This is a genomic window from Mycobacterium sp. (assembly GCF_035274705.1).
Classification (GTDB): Bacteria; Actinomycetota; Actinomycetes; order Mycobacteriales; family Mycobacteriaceae; genus Mycobacterium.
Map to the genome: position 1 here is coordinate 1 of NZ_DATENY010000024.1, position 8,162 is coordinate 8,162.

The following is an 8,162-nucleotide window of genomic DNA, read 5'->3' on the forward strand; positions in this document are numbered from 1 at the left end:
CACCCCGAACCTGTTCCCGGGTGTGTCGATCAGTGCTGACCTGGGTAACGGCCCCGGTATTCAGGAAGTGGCGACGTTCTCGGTGGACGTGTCGGGTCCGCACGGCAAGGTGGCGGTGTCCAACGCGCACGGCACCGTGACCGGTGCGGCCGGTGGCGTGCTGCTGCGTCCGTTCGCCCGCCTGATCTCCAAGGCCGGTGACAGCGTCACCACCTACGGCGAACCCTGGAACATGAACTAACTCCCGGGGGAAGGTGAGAAGACGGCCCCGGCGTCCACCAGGCATGGACGCGGGGGCCGTCTTGTATACACGTATTCGCTGAATCCCGCAGGCCTCCGCAGCATTTCATCAGCGACGTAGAGTGCAAGTCCCAGATTCGGCTCAGCGTCCTATCAACGTCTCCGCGCAACACTGGTTACATGACCGCTCATCAGGTGAATTGCGCCGTGCGCGGCAAGGCGCTGGGCGCGGCTCTCGGGGCCGCGGCATTGATAACGCTTGGCGTCCTGAGTTTTTCCGCGACCTCGCCGAATACCACAACAGCCGACATCCCGCTGGCCGGGTCGGGCAGCGCCCCGGTGAACACCTCGTTCGTTCAGCCCGTGGTCGGCGGCATGAACCTCGGCGCCACCGCTACGACGACGACGCCGCCGTCGGCCCCTGAAATCTCGGTGGCGGTACCGCCTATCAAAGCCGGTCACTGAGGTTGATCGACGCTAGGAGCAATGCATGACCAGACACGCTTCATTGGCTGCGGCCGTGGCGGCCGCTGTCGCGGTGGCCGGCCTCGCCGGTGCCGGGATCGCCGAGGCGAACTCCTCGCCGAACGTGGTGGGCCAAAAATACGGTGACGCCAGTTCGGCGTTGAGCTCCGCGGGATACAAGCCCGTTGTGTCGAGCACCGTCGGTGACCAGTTGGCCTGGTCGAATTGCATTGTCTCCAACCAGCGGGACAGGAAAGCGGCGCCACCGCCGAACAGCGGCGGCTCGCCGACCAACCAGACGCTGGTATCGCTCAACTGTGACGCACCGGTGGCCTCGGCGACCTCCCCGGGCAACTCACTTGCCAGCCCGGAAGGGCGCGCCGCGGCGGCCGCCGCCGCCTCGGCGGGCGCTTCCCCGAACGGCTAGACGCTCCTGCCCGCCGTGCGCGGCAAACACTAGTCCCGCAATATGCATTAACCATTTCTCAGCGTTCTATCAGCGGTACAGCTATACGGTCGGGCCCCGTGACTGAGGCGACACCGACAGATGCTGTTGCGACCTCGCGCGCCATGCTCAGTAAGGTGCCCGAGGTCACTGTGTGGTTCTGGGTCATCAAGATCCTGTGCACCACCGTTGGTGAGAGTTTCGCCGACTGGATCAACATGACGTTGGGTGTCGGTTTGACCGCGACCGCCCTCATCTTCACCGCAGTGCTCGTCGCGGTTCTCGTATGGCAGCTGCGGCTGAGTCGCTATGTGCCGCTGGTCTATTGGCTTGCGGTCGTGGTGCTCAGCGTGACCGGCACGCTCTACACCGACATCCTCACCGACGATCTGGGCGTTCCCCTTGCGCTGAGCACAGGTGTTTTCGCCATCTCCTTGGCCGTGGTCTTCGGTGTCTGGTACGCGCGGGAGCGCACCCTGTCCATCCACAGCATCGTGACGCTGCCCCGAGAGTCGTTCTATTGGCTCGCTGTGCTGGTCACCTTCGCCCTCGGCACCGCAGCCGGTGATTGGACACTGCAGCTCACTGGCTGGGGGCCGGGTACCTCGGTGCTGCTGCCGGCGGGATTGATTGCCGCTATCGTGATCGGCTGGCGGCTGGGCGCCAACCCGGTGCTGGCATTCTGGCTCGCGTACATCCTGACCCGCCCACTGGGTGCCAACCTCGGCGATTGGCTCGCATCCCCACGAATTGATCATGGCCTTGGTTTGGGGACCGCGGTCACGAGCGCGATCTTCCTCACCGCGATCCTGACCACAGTCATCTACCTCACGATCAGCCGCATCGACGTCATGGAAGAACGCGAGGCGGACCACACGCCGATGGTGATCAGCAATCCAACGCGTGAACGGATCATGCACGGCTACTACGTTGTGGTCGCGGTCGCCGCTGGGGCCGTGCTCGTTGTGGCCGCAGGTCGCCCCCACACTGTCGCGGATAACGACGAAGAGACAGCGGCCTCGCCGGTGATCGCCACAGCGGCAGCGGGGCAAGCGCAGTCGCATTTCCCGCCGACCGAACTCACGAAGTTCCGCACTATCGCTCAAGACACCCTGTCGAACGTGCAATCTGGCGACCAGGCCGCAGCGATAACCCGGATCAAGGACCTCGAAACCGCATGGGACGACGACGAAGCCACCCTGCGGCCGATGGACGAAACCGCGTGGCACGCACTCGACGCTCAAATCGACAGCGTTCTTCATGCCATGCGCGCCAGCCGACCCGATCCGTCAACGCAGACACAAACACTCACCGCGCTACTGAACACACTTCGCTAACACGACCGGTCAGTACGTCTCCGGTCCAATTGCGGTTGACTGCTGTCGTGAGCGAAACATCGTGGTTTTGAAGGAGTTTCGCCGTCATCGCACCACCAACCCTGTTCGAGTCAGGATTTCGCGACCGAAACGGGCGGTTCTCGCACCGGCATCCCCTAAGGGTGAAACCTGGGCTTGCGCGTACGGCTCTGTGAAGGATCTACGGCCGCTAGTGCCTGATGACGTCGTGGCGTCGACTGATGCGACCCCGCGCGACCAGTTCCCCGGTTAGCGCGACTCCGCAGGCCTGCGCCAGTAGAAGCCCGATGAGGACTAGAACCTGCACAGCGCCGGCCTGGGTAGCCGACCCGGTGGCCAGCAACACACCCACAAAAGCGCCGGGCAGTGTGACCAGCCCGGCGGTGCGGGCTTGGTCGACGTTAGGCAGTAAGGCGTCGGCGATCGCCCGGTCGATCACTAGTCTGCGGGAATCGCGCTCGGTGAAGCCCAGACTGAGGGCTGCTTCGACCTCTCCGAGCCGCATCGTCAACGTGTCGAGGCCTCGCCGCGCAGCGACGGCGACAGCGGTCATGGTGCCGCCGAGGATGATGCCGGCGGTCGGTATCAGCGCCGCGCCGTTGAGCGGAACTAAGCCGGTCAGCAGAAGCAACGGGATCACCGCCGCCAAGCCGGCAGCCAGTGGCACCGCCACCCAGACAGCTCCGTGGTCGGCTTGGCTGCGTCGAGCCGCCGTGACTGCCGCGACAACGAACATGACCACCAACACCAGCGTCGATGACCACAGCCGCATCATCGCTGCCGCCAATACCGCCGATATCCCCGCCAACTGGGCGGCCGCCCGCGCGGCAGCGACAGGCACCGTCCACGCTTTGCCTAGCCCGGCCAGCCGGTAGATCATGGCGGCGAGGGCCGCCATCACGACGCACACCATGATCAGCGTCGGCCCGAACACAGCGGCGGTCACTGAACCAGTGTCGCCCGGCACGGCGGCTCGTTTCCCACAACCCCTGTCCAATCCGGATATGGGGGTTTACCGCGGAGTGGTTCACGGCGTGCGAGGCGCACGGACAACGGCGAAGCGAACCCTGCGGCCAAAGGACGAACCGGCGTGGCACGATCTCGACGCTCAAAATGGACAGCATCCTTCGGGCCTCGATCGCCAGCGCGTCGGATCCTTCGACTGAGAGCAAGCCCTGCGCGAATAGGCACCCTTCGATAACGCGACCCTAAGAGCAGCCACGAGTCACTCTGCAACGCTCCACGTCTTGTCATCGGTGAAACGGCTTGAATTCGTCTGGCGAGTAACGGTTTCCGTCCAGGATCTCAGTGTGTTGCCAGCCAGATCAAGCTGCCTGCACCGGCAAGCACGCAGTACACGGCGAACGGGGTCAGGGTTCGTGTCTCGAAGTAGCGGGTGAGAAAACCCACTGCGAACAGGGAAGTCAAAAAGGAAACCGCGCTGCCTGCCAGAACCTGACCGTGAATTCCCTCGCCCAGCGGCCCGAATAGGTCTGGAATCTTCAGGACACCGGCAGCCAAGATGACGGGCGTCGCTAGGAGGAAGGCGAACCGTGCCGCCTGAGCGTGTGACAATCCGCGCAGCAGGCCCGCAGCCATCGACACGCCGGAGCGACTAATGCCCGGCAGCAAGGCCAGAATCTGGGCAGATCCGATGATCACACCCTGCGGCATGGTTTGCCGTGCGATCTGCTCGTCATCGGCCGAGAGCCTGCCAACACCTGACTGGAGCGATGGCTGGGTTGCCGCTGCACCTGAAATCCCTTCGGGCGGAGAGGCAACCGCCAAGGACATCTCGCGGCGACGGCGCAGCCGCTCGCCCACAAGCAGGATCACCCCGTTGGCGACGAGGAACACAGCAGCGGGCACTGGTTTACCCAACGTTGTGCGAAACAGATGCTCCAGCGCCAGACCAGCGATACCGACCGGAATCGTCGCGAGCACGAGCAGCCACGCCAACCGCTCCGCCGGAGTTTGCACCCTCCGGTGACGAACTGAGCTGATAAAACCCGCGATCACTGCGATCCAGTCCCGCCAGAAAAACACCAACAAAGCCGCCGCTGTCGCAACATGTAGACCAACGATGAACGCCAGATACGGCGATTCCGGCGTCGAGACATTCAAGTCACGGGCCCATTGTCCACCGATCAGCGCCGGTATGAGCACCGAGTGTCCAAGGCTGGATACCGGAAACAACTCGGCAATTCCCTGGAAGGCGCCAACGATCAGCGCCTCGGCATAGCTCAGGTGATGGACCACAGTCCTGTCCTCTCGTAGGCGATTCCCGATATGCATCGACGGCCTAGGCTCGGTGAACGTCATTGGCGCACAAGCCAAGCGAAGTCAGGGTAGACGAAACACGTCGACGCTCAGCGTTTCACGCGATCACATCACCGTTGATGTTCGAGCTCACAGCGGCAGCCAGCCACTGCGAGCCGGGTTAGTGCCGAAGCGCTTCAAAGCCACACAGCGCCAACAGAATAGGCACCACTTCTATTAGTGCCGCGTGCCTGTGCGGTCTACTTATGTGGCGCTTTCACTGTTGGCGACGCGGATGCGATCTCCGCCGAAGGCGGGGGAGTCGTGATTGTCGAGGTGCCGCCCAGGGTCATCGAGCCAGACAAAGGCGCGATTCTTGGCGATATGGCCGGCGCATCGACGGCCGCCGATGACACACCGAGGACCAGTAGGGCGACCAGCCCGCAGATTGCCGAGATGACGCGGGCATGGCGCCGTCGAAATGAGTGCATGTGGACGTCTCCTGCAGGTATCTAGGCGTGCTGATCCCGACCGGCCGATAGTGCCAAGCCACCGTTGAGAAAACGCTGAGAAGCGTCCGGCGACGCGGGACAGCACAAGCTCAGCGCGATCGCCGATGGCGTGGGCGAGCTGATAGAGCAGTTGACACCACGCCGGTTCTTCTGCAGTTGCTGAGTCATGGCCGAAGTGCGGCCGGGTAGTTGCGACAGCTATAACTCAGCAACACCTAGGTGCGACTTGACAGCCAGCCTAATTTTAGTAAGCTATCCGGCTTTCCCCGTGTTTGTTCGCGTTCGCTGCGCCTCTATCGCAACGGTTTGCTCATTAACGTATCCGTCAATATTATCGATTATCGCTAGGCGTGTTATTAATTGTTTTACGGTTGAGTATTCCAAGTCCTTGTTCTGCATTTTTACTCCACGTGAATGAATTCGCGTCGGCGCGGCCATCGCCCGCGTCGATGTAGGCGCGCAACGCAACCTCGATGTCATCGACCAGGACGTAGACGCCGCGGCGGATCGCTTGGCGGGTCGCGATGCCCAAACAGATGCCCACCACGGTCAGCCATGAGCTGTCTCTCCGAGTGCGATGCACGCTGACCCTGGGGTGATCGTCCCGCCACGCGCGCACCTCGGCGTGGCTCTGGGGCGCGTTGTCATCGCAGATGACGCGCAGCCTGACTTTCGGATGGGCTGTGGCCACCGTCTCGAGGAAATCAATGAACTCGGCGTAGTTCTCGTGGGGGCGGCAGTCGCGGACGGTGTTCTTGCCGACCGCGATCTCCAGCGCGGTAAACAGGGCGTCGCCACTGCTGCGGATGCAGTCGTGCACGGGCTGCTCGGGACTGCGATCGCAATCCACCGGCGGGGCCGGGGTCTCCATGTCCACGCTGACCGCGACCGCCCTGACCAGGGGTGACAGATACAGGCCAACGACCTCGTGGAACTCGACTTCCACCTCCGGATCGGTGCCGAACCTGAAAGCGTGGATGCTCTGGGGGCGGATGTCGTACTTGCGCCAGATCCGCGCCACCGAGGCAAAAGAGATGCCCAAGCGGTCGGCCATCAAACGCGCCGACCAGTGCGTGACCCCCAGCCGAGCGGGCGGCTTGCCTCCGTCGGCCAAGGTCTCGCCCAGCACATCGACCTCATCGATCGTCGCGGGCCGGCCCGAGCGTGGCCCGTCGTCGAGCCCGGGCAGCCCGTGAGTCTCATAGCGCTGTCGCCACTTGATCACCGTCGGACGTGACGTTTTTGCCAACCGGGCGATCTCGGTGTTCGCCATTCCGTCGGCTGCCAACAACACGATCAATGCGCGCTGCGCCAGGTTCGACGATCGCGCTAACGCCTGCAGCCGTTCCCGATCACCGTCGCGCAACGCCAGCGCCCCGGCCACATTCATTCAGCGATTCCCAAGAAAGCGAAGCGCAAATCAATTAATGACACGCGACAGAATGGGCCAAACGGCGTCATTCACTGGACCTCGAATGAATTAGTTGGGAGTTGCTCAGCGTCGTGGATATACCACATCGGTGGGATGAGACACAACTTTTGCTTGACTTACGTCAAGTCTGGTGTCGAGGTTGCAAAATTCTCGTGTTAGCAAACTCGAAATCCATCGCGCAGACGTTGCCAGCCGCTACGCTGCCGATCGCGGAGGTTCGCTCAGCGGTACCAGCAATTGGATTCACGAAGGGAGATCGGTGTTTATGGCAGGCAGTGTTTCCACGGGTCGGAGCAAAGGCCGGCACCGCAGGAAAGGGCAGGGCGTGAGGAGTCAGGCGGCCGTAGTGGCGGCAGGTGTCCTCGCGGTTAGCGGCAGCGTGGCCGGCGGCATCGCGGCCTTCGGCCCGCAGGCTTCAGATCAGGTCGCCGGCGTCGGGCATACAACCAGCACTCAGGCGCCGACCGTGACCGCAGCGGGTGTCGCTCTCAGCGCTGGCGCGGCGCCGTTGTCGGCATCGGTGTCTGGCGGGTCAGGGACATCGCTGCCGCCCGGTGATGGTGGGGCGTTCTCGGCGTTGACGGTGCTGGGGCTCATTCCTGCGAGCAGCCCTGGCGGTGCGGGGCCCGGTTTGTCGCGGACCTCCATCGGTCCGTCAGCGCAACCCAGCCCGAACTTCTTTGCGCCCACGACCTTTGCGACCTCGTTGGTCGGTGGAGGCGCTGGCGGTGCGGCCGCATCGAGCAGCACCTTTGCCGCCGAAGCTGTTCCCTTCTCCTTCTCGGGCGGGGCCTTCTTGGGTCTGATCGGTCCGGGTGGTCTGCTGATCGGCAATGGCCTCGACGGCGATGAGCCGGGCGAGGACGGCGGCGCCGGCGGGCTGTTGTGGGGTAGCGGCGGTAAAGGCGCTGACGGCGCCGCCGGGCAGGCCGGCGGCAAGGGCGGCGCCGGCGGGTTGTTCGGTGAGGGTGGTGCTGGCGGTGTCGGCGGTCTGGGTGCAGCCGGCGGTGCCGGCGGCAGCGGCGGGCTGCTGTTGGGCAGCGGTGGCGCTGGTGGAGCAGGTGGCGTGGGCGGTGTCGGCGGCAATGGCGGTGACGGTCCCGGTCTGGTCGCGGGCAACGGCGGTGCCGGCGGTGCCGGCGGCCAAGGCGCGGCCGGTGGTAACGGCGGCAACGGTGGCTTGCTGATCGGTACCGGTGGCGCGGGCGGTGCCGGCGGCGCGGGCGCGAACGGCGCCGACGGCGTCAACCCGACGCCGAATGGCAACCAGGCGGGCGCCGGCGACAACGGTGCGGATGTCACTACTCAGCCGCCAGACGGCGGAGCTGCGGTCGGCGGCAACGGCGGGACCGGCGGCAACGGTGGCACCGGTGTCGCGGGCGGCAACGGCGGCAACGGCGGGAACGCGGTCTCCGAGGTCGGCACGGTGAGTCCCGCGACCGGCGGCAATGGTG

Annotated in this window: 8 protein-coding genes; 5 read left to right on the forward strand and 3 right to left on the reverse strand. The window is 64.4% G+C overall.

Translation table 11 applies throughout. From position 1 onward, the window contains the following. The 4 genes from VJV41_RS06405 to VJV41_RS06420 all read left to right on the forward strand — a co-directional run. On the forward strand, positions 1 to 241 hold a 241-nt coding region (locus VJV41_RS06405), incomplete at its 5' end, for an MspA family porin (protein WP_325332263.1). A 179-nt stretch (positions 242 to 420) separates the two neighbouring features. After that, positions 421 to 705 carry a hypothetical protein gene (locus VJV41_RS06410; RefSeq protein WP_325332277.1) on the forward strand — a complete coding sequence of 95 codons (285 nt, stop codon included), beginning with the start codon at positions 421 to 423 and terminating at the stop codon, positions 703 to 705. A 25-nt stretch (positions 706 to 730) separates the two neighbouring features. Continuing rightward, positions 731 to 1,132, forward strand: a complete 402-nt coding sequence (locus tag VJV41_RS06415; RefSeq protein ID WP_325332279.1) for a hypothetical protein — start codon at positions 731 to 733, stop codon at positions 1,130 to 1,132. A 98-nt stretch (positions 1,133 to 1,230) separates the two neighbouring features. Then, a complete protein-coding gene (locus VJV41_RS06420) occupies positions 1,231 to 2,487 on the forward strand; it encodes a hypothetical protein (protein ID WP_414684895.1) in 1,257 nt (418 codons plus the stop codon). Between the two features lie 208 nt (positions 2,488 to 2,695). On the opposite strand, the gene VJV41_RS06425 is transcribed toward VJV41_RS06420, so the two are convergent. The 3 genes from VJV41_RS06425 to VJV41_RS06435 all read right to left on the reverse strand — a co-directional run bounded on the left by VJV41_RS06425 (position 2,696) and on the right by VJV41_RS06435 (position 6,660). Continuing rightward, positions 2,696 to 3,418 carry an ABC transporter permease gene (locus tag VJV41_RS06425; protein ID WP_325332289.1) on the reverse strand — a complete coding sequence of 241 codons (723 nt, stop codon included), beginning with the start codon at positions 3,416 to 3,418 and terminating at the stop codon, positions 2,696 to 2,698. 392 nt (positions 3,419 to 3,810) lie between these two features. Continuing rightward, positions 3,811 to 4,764 carry an undecaprenyl-diphosphate phosphatase gene (locus VJV41_RS06430; RefSeq protein ID WP_325332281.1) on the reverse strand — a complete coding sequence of 318 codons (954 nt, stop codon included), beginning with the start codon at positions 4,762 to 4,764 and terminating at the stop codon, positions 3,811 to 3,813. 843 nt (positions 4,765 to 5,607) lie between these two features. Next, positions 5,608 to 6,660, reverse strand: a complete 1,053-nt coding sequence (locus tag VJV41_RS06435) for an IS630 family transposase (protein ID WP_325332283.1) — start codon at positions 6,658 to 6,660, stop codon at positions 5,608 to 5,610. A gap of 373 nt (positions 6,661 to 7,033) precedes the next feature. Between VJV41_RS06435 and VJV41_RS06440 the strand changes: the two genes are divergently transcribed. Continuing rightward, the coding region (locus tag VJV41_RS06440) for a PGRS repeat-containing protein (protein WP_325332285.1) at positions 7,034 to 8,162 on the forward strand (1,129 nt) is incomplete at its 3' end.